Source organism: Asaia sp. VD9, assembly GCF_037150015.1.
GTDB lineage: Bacteria > Pseudomonadota > Alphaproteobacteria > Acetobacterales > Acetobacteraceae > Asaia.
Genome location: NZ_JBBCQM010000002.1, coordinates 363,522 through 376,134, shown reverse-complemented (window position 1 = coordinate 376,134; position 12,613 = coordinate 363,522). Strand labels below are relative to the sequence as shown.

Sequence of the window (12,613 nt, the reverse complement as noted above, 5' to 3'; positions counted from 1 at the left end):
GATATTATTCAACAAACTATGTCGAAAATTCAGGCATATCACCCTCATATCATCGATATGAATACTTGGATCGCTCTATTGAGCACGAAACTTCTCATCCCTCGCCTGACCCTCGTCACGGGCAAGCCTCTGAACGCACAGCAATCGAACAGTCAAAGCACAAGGCGCTTACTTATCGGGGAATAAGATCGCGAGGAGAGGGGCGGCGAAATCCGCAGTTTAAGCCGTTTGGACAGACTGGGTGCCGATACAGGCTCACGGCGCAGAAAGACGATCAACCTGCCTCCAAGCGAAGCCCGGTTGGTGGATGAGACGATCCCATGACGGTTTGCGGCAAGTCGATGCGCGCAAGCCATGACAGTCGCGAAGGCACGGATTGGGTCTATTTATGACAATAATGTTCGTTAAATGACATGATTATGAAGAAAATATGAAATTGATAATAAAAATAGAGAACAGGCGAAGCGCTGATAATTTTTCATCAATATTATAGTCACGTTCAACATGTGACTCCACTTTCCTCCCACCTGACGGCCCTGAATGAGATCTGTCTCGATGCGATGGTTCTCTCTATCGAGGACCTGCGGGCAGTTGCCCCTAAAAGGCGCAGGCGCCACGCGCAGCTCAAACCAGACACCTGCCCGCCATACACTTCAGACCTTGCGAACCCCAAGAGCGCTGATCAGCCCCCCCCCTTCGCTCCAGTTATCCCGAGACCGGACGGCTTGTTCGGGTCACCATTCCTGCCGCTGACCATCCAGATTATGATCGCATGGTTTGCGCATACGGATTGTCAGGAAAAGCCCCAATGATCGCCCGCTATACCGACCACGCCGCCAATGAGCGGACCTTTCTTGCCTGGGTGCGCACGGCGCTCGCTATGGTCGCGATCGGATGCATGCTGGCAAAATTCAATATCTTCCTAAGGCTGATCAGCAATGAACATCATGCCGCCATGCCACGCCTGCCGGGCTCCTCAGCGTGGATTGGCGTTGCGACGATCTGCGCAGGGCTTGCCCTCCTTCCCGCGTGTTGGTGGCGATTTCGCCGGGTCAAGGCAGCGCTATCCTCCGAGGAACCACGAGAGATTACACTGAACGGGCTAGAGGGGATCTTCTGCCTTTTCCTGTGCTTCCTCGTCGCGGGTATTCTGCTCTCGCTGCTCGGCGTGCTGCCGTCATGACTCTCGAACAGCTTCGCATATTTATTGCCGTTGCCGAGCGTGAACATGTGACACGGGCAGCCGAGGCCTTATGCCTGACACAGTCCGCCGTCAGTCACGCGATCATGACGCTCGAGCAGGAGTTCGGGCTAAGATTTTTCGATCGGATCGGACGCGGCATCGCTCTTACACCCACGGGACGGGTTTTCTTGTCCGAAGCCCGCGCCGTACTCAGTCGTGCTGAGGCCGCGAGGTCCCGTATGACCGAACTCACGATGCTCAAAGGAGGGACGCTGCACCTCTGGGCCAGCCAGACCATCGCAAGTTACTGGCTTCCGGCACGGCTCAACCAGTTTCACACGCGCAACCCTGATATCATTCTCTCTCTCACTATCAGCAACACTGAGGAAATCTGTCAGAACCTCGCCTCCGGGACGCTCTCGCTTGGCCTGATCGAGGGCGCCGCCACGGAAGCGGGGCTGAGCCTGACTGAGATTGCCCGCGATCAGCTGGTTCTGGTGGTAGCGCCCGATCATCCCTGGTCCAGAGAGCCGCCCCTGCCACGGGATCTGACCCAGGCACGCTGGATCCTGCGCGAGAGGGGATCGGGAACGCGGGCCAGTTTCGAAAATGCCTTGAGCGACTGGGGTGTAGATCCTGCGCAGTTGACCATCGTGATGGAGTTGACCTCAAATGAGGCCATTGCGAATGCCATTAGCACGGGGCAGGCAGCGACGGTTCTCTCTGCCAGTGTCGTGGCAGGACTCATTGAAAACGGATTATTGCATCACGTCGAGATGGCATTTCCCGACCGTCGCTTTGCGCTTGTCCGCAATGATCGCTCGCTCTCCCCGGCGGAACAAGCCTTCACCCAATTTCTGCGCTTCTCTCTCTGAACGCGACAGACCAGTCTTTTGCGACCGCCCCTATCGATCGGCCTCTATCGATCGGCCTCTATCGATAAGCGTCGCAGGCGCGTGTCCTTCCCGTCCGTCGGGCAGCTTCCGCCTGTCGTACAGCCAGATCAGGCGCGCCTTACGGCCCTTCACAACATAGACGAGAGCATTCTGCCCAAAACGCCTGCCCAGGACACGTGCTCGGTCCAGAGGCAAGGCTACGGCAAGGAAGGACTCTCCCCAGCCACGCCAGTGACCATATCCCACCTGCGGATCAAAGACCGACAGATGAGCGCGCAGATGGGCCATGGCTCTGCGATTGATCCCCTCGGGCTGGCGTCGCCCGCTCGGGTTGCAGGCACTGATGAGCACGAGCGCCCGTGACCGAAAGGGCCATGGGTCAAGCCGCTCGCCAACTCGGATCGTGTGCTGCGCCAGATCGTAGCATGTCTGGCTGTAGGCGCGGCGCGTGGACGGGGTTGGGGGTCTCGGCCGTTGCATGGTTTCCCTACCCTCTTCTCGGCTCCGCAGACCCTAGAGATCGGGTTTACGCTCGATCGTGTCACGCTCGTTCCGATGCACCCAGGCAGAGAGCAGCAAACCAAAGCCGAACATCATGGTGAGCATGGCCGAGCCGCCATAGGAGATCAGCGGCAGGGGCACACCGCCCACAGGAATGACACCCATCACCATCGAGAGATTGACCGCGCAATACAGGAAGAAATCGACCGAGATGCCAAGCGCCAGCAGGCGACCGAACTGGTTGCGACTGCGCATGGACATCAGCATGCCGCCCACCACAAGCAGAGCCAGAAGACCGATAACCGAGATCGCCCCGGCATAGCCCCATTCCTCCCCGATCATGGTGAAAATGAAGTCGGTCTGTTTTTCCGGCAGAAAGTTCAGCTGTCCCTGCGTTCCCCGCAAATACCCCTCACCCCACATCCCGCCCGAACCCAGCGCGATCTTGGACTGGATGATATTGTACCCGGCCCCAAGCGGGTCATGCTCCGGATGCAGAAAGGTGTCGATACGCGCCTTCTGGTAATCATGCAGATGGCCGTAAACGAATTTGCCGAGAAACGGCACGGGGGCCACCAGAAGCGCGATCTGCCACAGGCGCATTCCCGCTGCAAAGAACATCGTCGCGCCGATAAGCCCGATGATGACCGCCGTGCCAAGATTGGGCTCCTTGAGTACCAGCGCCACCGGCAGCAGGGTCAGGAGCGCAGGTGGGATCAGGCGCAGTGGATTGCCCATGCGCTTGATGTCGATACGGTGAAACCAGCTCGCCAGCGCCAGGACGAGCGCGATCTTGGCAAATTCCGAGGGCTGGAACTGAAGCCCTGCCAGATTGATCCAGCGCTCAGCCCCTTTGCCCACATGGCCCATGCGGAGCACGAGCGTCAGCAATGTCACCGCGCCGAGATAGACGGGTATGGAGAGCAGGCGCAGCACGCGCGGGCTCGTCAGCGCTACCACAATCATCATGACCAGACCAAAGCCGAAACGCACGATCTGCGGCCGGGCGAAAGGCTTGGCCGTGCCGCCCCCTGCGGAGTAGAGCGCCAGATAGCCGACCCCGGCCAGAGCGCAGATGAGCAGCACGTAAAGCCAGTTGATCTGAAGCAGCTTGCCCAGAAGCCGGAAACTCGGCTCTGGACGCCACAGGCGTTTCTGCCAGTTCATTACTCTGCGTCCGCGACGGCCTGACCGGGGGCGTGATCGTGATTGACCGGATCGCGCTGAAGCGTATCGGTCATGATATCACGTGCCAGCGGGGCAGCGGCATCCGCGCCGCCATTCCCGTGCTCGATCACGACCGCAATGGCATAACGCGGCGCATCATAAGGTGCGAAACAGATGAAAAGCGCATGGGGACGCTCCTCCCAGGGGAGGTTCATCGAATTGAAGTGCCCACTCTCACGCAGTGCGCGCGACACGCGCCTGACCTGAGCCGAACCCGTTTTCCCCGCCATTGCCACATCGGGGATATTCAGCCGGGCTTTAGGCGCCGTTCCGCGCGGCGCATTCACGACATCGAACATGCCTTGACGAATGACCGAAAGATGCGCGTCGGGGATATCGAGCACAGGAGCGGCATCGAGCGGCGTATGCTCGGAATCATGCTCGTTGATCTTGCGCACCAGATGCGGCGTCACGTTACGCCCGGAAGCGATGCGCGAAACATAGGTGGCGAGCTCAAGCGGCGTGACCTGCACGAAACCCTGACCGATGCCGGCATTGACGGTGTCACCCCCATTCCAGTGAAAGCCGTGTTTCTGGCGCCATTCGGGCGTGGGGATCACACCGGCGCGGGTATGGGGAAGCTCTATATCCAGCTTGGTGCCGAGACCGAAGCCATTGGCCATGGCCTTGATGGGCTCCATGCCGATCTTGCGCGCCGCCAGATAGAAATAGACGTCGCAGCTATACATGAGTGCCTGCTGCATGGTGATGCTGCCATGCCCCCAGCGCGACCAGCAATGAAAACGGACCCCACCCATGTCGTAATAGCCAGGACAGGTGAACCGGTCCTGCGGGCTGACCAGCCCCGATTGCAGCGCAGCCAGAGCCACGGCAGGCTTGAAGGTCGATCCTGGCGGGTAGACACCGGCCACCGTCTTGTTGATGAGCGGGGTACGGACGTTATTCGTCCATTCGATCCATTGAGCGTGGCTCACGCCTGAATCAAACAGGGAGGGATCGAAAGACGGTGTGCTGACCATGGCCAGCACCTCGCCATTACGGCAATCCATCACCACGACGCTGGCAGCCTGATCGCCGATGCGGTTGAGCACCATCTGCTGCAGCCCGGCATCGATGGTCAGGACGATCTCGTCACCCTGCTGGCCGTCGACGCGATCCATCTCACCCATGACGCGGCCCTTGGAGTTGACCTCCATCTCGACAGAGCCCGGCGCGCCGCGCAGCAGATCATCCTGGGTCTGCTCGATACCGGCCCGACCGGCGCGCATGCCCGGCAAAGCCATCATCGGGCTGGAGGCCACGTCACGCTCATTGGGAGGCGCGACATAACCAACAATATGCGCCAATTGCGGTCCATAGGGATAAAGCCGCGTCGTGCCGACATCAATCAGTACGCCAGGAAGGCTCGGCGCGTTCAGTTCGATACGCGCCATGTCATCCCAGCTCAGGAAATCCTTGAGAGCGACAGGCACGTATTTACGAATATGGCGCAGGTCGCGCTCGATACGCGCCTGATCACGCTCATCGAGCGCGATGATCTGGCCGAAACGCGCGATGGTCGCGTGGATGTCGGTTGTCTCCTCCGGCATGAGGAGCGCGCGCCAGTTGACCTTGTTGCCCGCCAGCTGGATGCCGAAGCGATCGACGATCTGCCCGCGTGCCGGGGCAAGCAGACGCTTGCTCGTCCGATTGCGGGCCGCCAGGTCGCGCAGATGATCGCCCTCATGCACCTGGAGATCATAGAGCTTCTTGCCCAGCACGCCGAGCACGCCTGCCTGGGTGGCGAGCACGAGCAGGGCGCGACGCGTGAACACACCGCGCGAGGGCGTTACCTCCTCACGCTTGCTGCGGGTCCGGGATGACTGCGGGCGCTTTGACTTCATCGCGTGGCAACATATCCGCGATACGAAACGCGCATGGCTACAGGTCCACCTGTCGGGCGTCCGGTCGGAAACGCTGCGCTGCGACGGAACATCATGCTCAAAACCGGGCCTTCAGGCTTGTTCAGGGTCTGCCACCGTGCGACGCGCCCATGCAAACAGGGCGCTCAATGTCGGATAGATACCAATTGTCACCGCAGCCTGAAAGAGACTCGGCCCCGGTGAGAGGAACGTCAACGTCCCGATACACGCGATGATCCATCCAAACAACGACAAAACAAGAGCAAGGCCGCCCAGCAAGGCCCAGGCGAAGAGAAAGCTGATCCGGCTGAGACCATAGCGCCACAGATGCGCCACGCCGTGAAACACGAGCAGGGAAAACAGGAATACGCCAGGAGGACCGAAGCTTAGCATCTCGCAGACCAGACCGACGCAAAAGGTCATGAATGGCGTCATGGATTGGGGGCGATGGGCCGACCAAAAAAACACCGTCGAGGCCGCGATAGCAAAACCCAGTTCGCTCTGGCCCGGTATGCCAAGCCCCGCCGACAGCACAAACGCGCTGACCGCGATGAACAGCGAGGGCAAAAGCGCGCGCATGAGCTGGTCCAGCCGACGACGCAGGGTCGGACGCGGGGCGATGCCGGGATGGATGTCAGGCGCGTGACGATGGGTAACCATGCCTAGCCCTGCCCCCTTATCGGCTTTTGAAACGGCACGAATGGCAGTTCAGGAGCGACCGGCATGGGGGGCATGAGCCTGACGCGACCGGGCGCATCCGGCCCGGCATGATCGGCGCTCATGTAATTAAAGACGCGCACGATATCGGGATGATCGAGCGAGGCCTCGGGCACCACCACCGGACTGCCGGGGCGCAGATAATGCACCGTCCCCACCACGAGCCCTCCTGGCATGCCGGCAAAGGCTCCGTGCTCATGCCCGTCCGGGGCGGGTTGCTCGCCCGTCACAACGCGCTCGCCTTCGACCGGACGATTATCCTGGGCGTAGTAGATGAGCCTTGGATAGGCAGAGCCGTCTCCCGCCATGATCGCATTGCCGCGCGAGGCGGTCAGCATGACCGGGATACGGCTCGCGTCATCATTGATCATCAGAATGCGCACGGTACGGTTACCGGTTTCGGTCACACGCCCCAGCAGCCCGGAGGCGTCGAGTGCAACATCTCCCGGCACGATGTCATGATCCTCGCCCACCGCCAGCAGGATAGAACGGCCATATAATCCGCCAGCGTCACGCAAGGCATGGCCGCTCACGAAATTCGGGGCGTTGTCAGGAATCCAGTGCAGGCTGGCCTTGAGCTGGGCATTCTCATTGGCCAGCGCCACCGCGACATCGTACCAGCGGCGCAGCTTCTGATTCTCGGCGCGCAACCGGACATTCTCACCCGCAATATCCGTCAGGCCCGTCACCGACTGACGCAGCTGGGCAAAAGCCGTTTCCGGCGCTGCCATCAGGCGATAGGCAGGCGAAAGCCCATCTGCCAGCTTCAGACGCGCCGAATCAACGATGGGCCGACGTGTGAGGCCGAGCATGATCAGCCCGATTGCCAGCACGAAAAAAAACGGCAGCATCAGCTTCGCGAGTGCGTGTCGCCCCTGGATCGACAGCATCGACGGGATGCTCCCTGGTTATCAGTACATCGAGATCAGGACATTCCGCAGGCGGCGCATCTCTTCCAGTGCGCGCCCCGTGCCCAGCGCCACGCAGGACAATGGCGACTCACCCACCGTCACCGGCAAGCCTGTCGCATTGCGCAGCACATCATCCAGACGATAGAGCAACGCGCCACCGCCGGTCAGCACAATTCCCTTGTCCACGATGTCCGCAGCGAGTTCCGGGGGCGTGTTTTCGAGCGCCGTGGTGACGGCATCCACGATCTGCATCACCGGCTCGGCAAGACTCTCCGCCACCTGGGCCTGGCTCACCAAAACCTCACGGGGCACACCATTGATCAGATCGCGTCCCTTGACCTCCTTGACCGGCCCCGGATCACGCGGGTCATCCGGCAGACACGCCGAGCCGATATCGATCTTGAGACGCTCTGCCGAGCTCTCGCCGATCAGCAGATTGAAGGTCTTGCGGATATAGGAAATGATGGCGTCGTCCATCTTGTCGCCGCCCACACGCACCGAACGCGCATAAACGATGCCGCCAAGCGAGATCACCGCAACCTCGGTCGTGCCGCCGCCGATATCGACGATCATGCTGCCCGAAGGTTCGGTCACCGGGAGACCCGCGCCGATCGCCGCCGCCATGGGCTCCTCGATCAGCATCACCTTGCGCGCACCGGCACTCTCGGCGCTCTCCTGGATCGCGCGACGCTCGACAGCCGTCGAGCCCGAAGGTACGCAGACGATTATCTGCGGGCTGGCGAAGGCGCGGCGATTATGAACCTTGCGGATGAAATGCTTGATCATTTCCTCCGCCACTTCGAAATCGGCGATTACGCCGTCACGCAGCGGGCGGATGGCCGTAATATTGCCGGGGGTACGCCCGACCATCAGCTTGGCTTCCTCGCCAACGGCGAGAACCTGCTTCTTGCCTCGCACCTCGGCTATGGCAACCACGGATGGCTCGTCGAGCACGATACCGCGTCCCTTGACATAAACGAGCGTATTGGCGGTGCCGAGGTCGATAGCCATGTCTGCCGACATGAGACCCAGCAGACGTGAGAACATTCAAGCCTCCTGGCCGAAAGATTTGCGCGCGCGGGTGGCGCCCTGGCTCCTTTTCGCCGACATTCCTTCCTTTTTCGGAAGGAGATACCGGGGGCATGGAAGTCATGACGCGAGATATTCTGGCGCAGGGCTTACCGGGGCCAAGGGTGGGGAGCAAGACCCCTTGCGGGAAAATTGCAGTTTAATGACCACAATCCCGGATCCCTGCCACCCGGCCCTGGCAGGGGTTACCTTGCGTTACAAACCATCGCTTCTCTGCCATTTTGGCGCCACGGTAAGAACGCGCGTCCCATGGCGATATGACGCCAACCTGTTCACGTCTGAGTGGACCCGGGAAACCCGGGAAACCGCGCTCCGTTCGTGCAGTGTTGACTGAATGACCTAGGATACCCAAGACCATGACCAAGCGTTCTATTTCGATCCGCCCGAGCAAGCTTCTGGCTCTCACAGCCTGTGTGGGCATGCTCGGCCTCAGCGCTTGCGGCAACCCCTATGATCCGGGCGCACGTGCCGGTTCGGGCGCCCTGATCGGCGCTGGCGGCGGTGCAGCCATTGGCGCTCTGGCAGGCGGTGGTCGCGGCGCTGCTATCGGTGCGCTGGCCGGTGGCGCCCTCGGTGCGGCTGGCGGTGCAGCAACCACCCCGAACCGTCCGCGTTCCGGCTACTGATCTGACCTGACTGAGAGAGTATAATGACCACGCCCTCCCCGAATTCGACCAGCCTGCCAACACGGCTTGCCGCAACTCTGGGGGTGGCGGGTCTTTGCACTCTGCTCAGCAGCTGCGGAAGCCCATATGACCCTGGCGCACGTGCCGGGTCTGGCGCCCTGATCGGGGGTGGTGCCGGTGCGGCCATCGGTGCCCTGGCGGGCGGCGGACGTGGCGCTGCAATCGGGGCTTTGGCCGGCGGGCTTGTAGGCGCTGCCGGTGGCGCGGCCACAACGCCTAACCGTCCGAGTAATACCTACAGCCAGGGCGGGTATTACAATCAGGGGGGTTATTACAACCAGGCGCCCCAGCAGGCCTACCCCCAGCAATATGCCCAGCCCGCGCAGAATGGCTACGCCGCCCCGGCTTACCCGGCGCAACCACAGGCTGCGTACCCGCAAGGGGGATACCCGCAGAATGGCTACCCCACCGCGCAGGGCTATCCCGCCTATAATCAGGGCTACGGCAGCGGTTACTGAGCGCGCCGGTAAACGAGAGCCCAGACGGTCCGCCCATTCCATATCAAGCCCCCGGCGGTCCGATCATGGCTTCCGGGGTTTTCTGTATATGAGCTGCGCCATCGGCCTCTGAAAAAGAACGCGAATGGCGCTCATTCCGGCGGTCGCCTTGCTGAATGGACAAGCGGTGTAGGGTACACCAAGTGCGTGAACTTCGGCTCCTATCCGAAGCGAGAGCGCCCGACCGGAATATCGGCCGGCGCTCTGGCTGACGTCTCAACCGTAGGGCCATCGAAGCCGCCACGAGCTCGATACTCGCGAGGGCTCTGACAGTTTCTCATCCTCAGGCAGTCAGCGCTTCAGGCTCGCCCCGGGTGCGCTTGATCAGCAGCTTGTTCAGCGCATGGACATAGGCGCGCACGGCGGAAACGACTGTGTCGGCATCTGCACCCTGACCATCCACCATCTTGCCGCCTTCCTGCAGGCGCACAGTAGTCTTGGCCTGGGCATCCGTCCCTTCGGTCACAGCGCCGACCGAGAACAGTTCGAGAGCCGCCTCATGCGGGAAGATTTCTCCAATCGCCTTGAATGCTGCGTCGACCGGGCCATTGCCGGTCACCTTCGCACTGCGCACAGTGCCATCGACCAGCAGCTCAAGCTCGGCTTCGGCGGGACGGCGCGAGCCTGCCTGAATGTCGAGCGAGACAAAGCGAATACGGTCGTGATCGCGAGTCTCATCATCGACGAGCGCACGGATATCATCGTCGAACACGGTCTTCTTCTGGTCAGCCAGAACCTTGAAGCGTTCGAACGCGTCCTGAATCTTCTCATCTGGCAACTCGTAGCCCAGCGCCTTGAGCTTGTCGCGAAAAGCTGCGCGGCCCGAATGCTTGCCCAGAACCAGCGACGTCTTGCTCCAGCCCACGCTCTCGGGCGTCATGATCTCATATGTTGCGGCATTCTTCAGAATACCGTCCTGGTGGATACCGCTCTCATGCGCGAAGGCGTTGCGACCGACGATGGCCTTGTTGGGCTGCACGTCGAAGCCGGTGATATTTGCGAGCAAACGCGAAATCCCGAGCAGACGCGGCGTCTCGATGCGGTTCTGGAACGGGATCTTGTCGCGACGTGTACGGATGGCCATCACGATTTCCTCGAGCGCCGCATTACCTGCGCGCTCCCCGATCCCATTGATGGTGCATTCGATCTGACGCGCCCCGCCTGCCACGGCTGCGAGAGTGTTGGCCACGGCCAGTCCCAGATCGTTATGGTTATGCGTCGAGAAAATCACCTTCTCCGCACCCGGCACGCGCTCGCGCAGCATGGTGAAGATGGCCTGCAATTCCTCCGGCGTGGTGAAGCCCACCGTGTCGGGGATGTTGATGGTAGTAGCACCATGGCGAATGGCCGTCTCGACGCAACGGCACAGGAAATCGGGCTCGGTACGCGACCCGTCCTCGGCCGACCACTGCACGTCATCGGTAAAATGCCGTGATGCCGTGTTGCCTTGGGCGATCAACTCCAGCACGGTTTCCGGCTCCATGCGCAGCTTGTACTTCATGTGAAGCGGCGACGTGGAGATGAAGTTGTGAATACGCCGCCGCGGAGCCTTCGCAATCGCCTCCCCTGCAGCCTCGATGTCACGCTTGCCACCACTCCGGGCCAGACCGCACACAACCGACTCACGCACGGTTTCGGCGATCTTCTGCACGCTCTCGAAATCGCCGGGAGAGGCAACGGGAAAACCTGCCTCGATCACATCGACACCCAGTTCCTCCAGGGCTTTCGCCATGCGGATCTTTTCTTCGAGGTTCATCGAGAAGCCGGGTGATTGCTCACCATCGCGCAGGGTCGTGTCGAAAATAATGACGCGGTCGTCAGCAACCGTGCCGAAGGAAGGATGGGAGATGGTCATGGCAGTCTCTTTTCGTGGCTTTGGACAACAAGATCGTGAACCCCCTGAACGCGCCGGAGAACCCGGCGGCGAAATGCGCTCAGGGGCAGATAAGTCGAAGCGTACGAAGGAGGAGGCCCGGGCACAGATCAGCGCGTGCGGCGGCACGGGATCCTATGCTGGAGAAGGGCGTCAGAATGTCCATGACGCCCTTCCTACTGTAAAAGACAGGGTCTTGCCTAGCGCGACCGCGACAATTTCTACCCTGCGCGCGCAATATTCGTTGTCGTGGAAGCGAAATAGCGATCGATCGCTGCGCTCATGGCGCTGGCTACCTGTTGCCGATACGCCCCCTGACGCAAGGCCGCCTCATCATGGCGGTTGGACATGAATCCCATCTCCACAAGCACAGAGGGAATGTCGGCAGATTTCAGCACCACGAAGGCGGCGTGCCGTGCCGGGTGGCGCAGCAGGCCGATACGCGGCTGGAATGCCGAAACGACACTGGCCGCCATATGGGCAGAGCCGCGCCGGGTTTCTTCATTGACGAGGCTTGCCAGGATATCCTGCACCTCGGACGACATGCCGTGAAATGCTGGCCCGGCAAAACGATCCGCACTGTTCTCGGTCTGGGCCAGCGAGGCCGTCTGAGCATCGGACGCACCATTGGACAATGTATAGACACTGGCCCCGCGCACATCAGGATCATGCAGCGCGTCGGCATGCATGGAGATGAAGAGCTGGGCCTTGTGCCGATGTGCCAGATCGACACGCCCCTCCAACGGAATGAAATGATCATCCGCGCGCGTCATCACCACGTCATAACGGCCTGACGCCTTGATCTGACGGTAGAGTTCCTTCGCCGCGGCGGCGGCGATGTGCTTCTCGTAAGTGCCACTCACACCGATCGCTCCGGGATCCTTCCCTCCGTGGCCAGGGTCGAGCATGATGACCGGACGGGGCGGGGCGGCCGTACCGATCACCGCAGGCGCCTTGGCTGGACCGTGCGCCGAGGCATGATGCGCTGGCTTATGCGCGACGCTCTTATGGACCGCGCTCTTGTGGGCCGAAGCAAACCCCGTGAGCGGCCTCAACAATGCCCCGGTCATCAACAACCCGCCAAGCAGATTCGCCACCTGACGGCGGGTCGGATCGAAAACGGGCATAAGCGACCTCAAACAGGAAGAGCGACTGTCTATTTTCTGGCGTA

At 61.0% G+C, this 12,613-nt stretch carries 12 protein-coding genes; 4 read left to right on the top strand and 8 right to left on the bottom strand.

Annotated elements, in window-relative coordinates:
* Positions 1 to 808: 808 nt before the first annotated feature.
* Together WFJ47_RS04065 and WFJ47_RS04060 are read left to right on the top strand one after the other, a co-directional pair.
* Positions 809 to 1,183, top strand: coding sequence for a DUF202 domain-containing protein (locus WFJ47_RS04065; RefSeq protein WP_336761019.1), 375 nt, complete (start codon positions 809 to 811; stop codon positions 1,181 to 1,183).
* Positions 1,180 to 2,058: a LysR substrate-binding domain-containing protein gene (locus WFJ47_RS04060; RefSeq protein WP_336761017.1), complete on the top strand. Its 879-nt coding sequence runs from the start codon at positions 1,180 to 1,182 to the stop codon at positions 2,056 to 2,058. The genes WFJ47_RS04065 and WFJ47_RS04060 overlap by 4 nt, the downstream gene beginning before the upstream one ends.
* A gap of 30 nt (positions 2,059 to 2,088) precedes the next feature.
* Here the strand turns inward: WFJ47_RS04060 and WFJ47_RS04055 are convergent, their stop codons facing one another.
* From WFJ47_RS04055 to WFJ47_RS04030, 6 genes are all read right to left on the bottom strand, one after another.
* Positions 2,089 to 2,559 carry a DUF3293 domain-containing protein gene (locus tag WFJ47_RS04055; RefSeq protein WP_336761015.1) on the bottom strand — a complete coding sequence of 157 codons (471 nt, stop codon included), beginning with the start codon at positions 2,557 to 2,559 and terminating at the stop codon, positions 2,089 to 2,091.
* A 33-nt stretch (positions 2,560 to 2,592) separates the two neighbouring features.
* The gene (gene rodA / locus WFJ47_RS04050) at positions 2,593 to 3,747 is read right to left on the bottom strand and encodes a rod shape-determining protein RodA (RefSeq protein ID WP_336761013.1); all 1,155 of its coding nucleotides are present in this window, start codon (positions 3,745 to 3,747) and stop codon (positions 2,593 to 2,595) included.
* The gene (gene mrdA, locus WFJ47_RS04045; protein WP_127100283.1) at positions 3,747 to 5,651 is read right to left on the bottom strand and encodes a penicillin-binding protein 2; all 1,905 of its coding nucleotides are present in this window, start codon (positions 5,649 to 5,651) and stop codon (positions 3,747 to 3,749) included. Before mrdA ends, rodA begins: the two co-directional genes overlap by 1 nt.
* A gap of 111 nt (positions 5,652 to 5,762) precedes the next feature.
* The gene (locus WFJ47_RS04040) at positions 5,763 to 6,329 is read right to left on the bottom strand and encodes a hypothetical protein (RefSeq protein ID WP_336761010.1); all 567 of its coding nucleotides are present in this window, start codon (positions 6,327 to 6,329) and stop codon (positions 5,763 to 5,765) included.
* Between the two features lie 2 nt (positions 6,330 to 6,331).
* On the bottom strand, positions 6,332 to 7,276 hold the full coding sequence (gene mreC / locus WFJ47_RS04035) for a rod shape-determining protein MreC (protein WP_127100287.1): 945 nt from the start codon (positions 7,274 to 7,276) through the stop codon (positions 6,332 to 6,334).
* Positions 7,277 to 7,297: 21 nt separating this feature from the next.
* A complete protein-coding gene (locus tag WFJ47_RS04030; protein WP_127100289.1) occupies positions 7,298 to 8,344 on the bottom strand; it encodes a rod shape-determining protein in 1,047 nt (348 codons plus the stop codon).
* Between the two features lie 398 nt (positions 8,345 to 8,742).
* Here WFJ47_RS04030 and WFJ47_RS04025 point away from each other — a divergent pair, with 398 nt between their 5' ends.
* On the top strand, positions 8,743 to 9,012 hold the full coding sequence (locus tag WFJ47_RS04025) for a hypothetical protein (protein WP_127100291.1): 270 nt from the start codon (positions 8,743 to 8,745) through the stop codon (positions 9,010 to 9,012).
* A gap of 23 nt (positions 9,013 to 9,035) precedes the next feature.
* A complete protein-coding gene (locus WFJ47_RS04020) occupies positions 9,036 to 9,530 on the top strand; it encodes a hypothetical protein (protein WP_336761007.1) in 495 nt (164 codons plus the stop codon).
* 322 nt (positions 9,531 to 9,852) lie between these two features.
* On the opposite strand, the gene WFJ47_RS04015 is transcribed toward WFJ47_RS04020, so the two are convergent.
* Together WFJ47_RS04015 and WFJ47_RS04010 are read right to left on the bottom strand one after the other, a co-directional pair.
* Positions 9,853 to 11,424 (bottom strand): 2-isopropylmalate synthase, encoded by a 1,572-nt coding sequence (locus WFJ47_RS04015; protein ID WP_336761005.1) that lies wholly within the window; start codon positions 11,422 to 11,424, stop codon positions 9,853 to 9,855.
* A gap of 239 nt (positions 11,425 to 11,663) precedes the next feature.
* Positions 11,664 to 12,569: an N-acetylmuramoyl-L-alanine amidase gene (locus WFJ47_RS04010; RefSeq protein ID WP_336761003.1), complete on the bottom strand. Its 906-nt coding sequence runs from the start codon at positions 12,567 to 12,569 to the stop codon at positions 11,664 to 11,666.
* Positions 12,570 to 12,613 lie beyond the last annotated feature (44 nt).